Origin of the sequence: Xanthobacter autotrophicus ATCC 700552 (assembly GCF_043194565.1) — a bacterium.
Lineage (GTDB): Bacteria > Pseudomonadota > Alphaproteobacteria > Rhizobiales > Xanthobacteraceae > Xanthobacter > Xanthobacter autotrophicus_F.
On the sequence record NZ_JBAFVS010000109.1, the window covers coordinates 1 to 284 of the forward strand.

At 60.9% G+C, this 284-nt stretch carries 1 protein-coding gene; it reads left to right on the forward strand.

All coding sequences use genetic code 11. From position 1 onward, the window contains the following. A partial coding sequence (locus V5F48_RS25125; RefSeq protein ID WP_394260670.1) for a branched-chain amino acid ABC transporter permease occupies window positions 1–284 on the forward strand: 284 nt, incomplete at both ends.

The window sequence follows — 284 nt, forward strand, 5'->3', positions numbered from 1 at the left end:
AAGGACATCCATCTTTACTATTTCGTCCTGGCGATCTTCCTGTTCGGGTTCCTGGTGATCTACCGCACCATCCACTCCCCGTTCGGGCAGGTCCTGAAAGCCATCCGCGAGAACGAGCCGCGGGCGATCTCGCTCGGCTACAGGGTGAACCAGTACAAGCTGCTCGCCTTCGTGCTGTCGGCCGCTCTGGCCGGACTTGCGGGATCGACCAAGGTGCTGGTGTTCCAGTTGGCCTCACTCACGGACGTCGCCTGGCAGATGTCGGGCGAGGTGATCCTGATGAC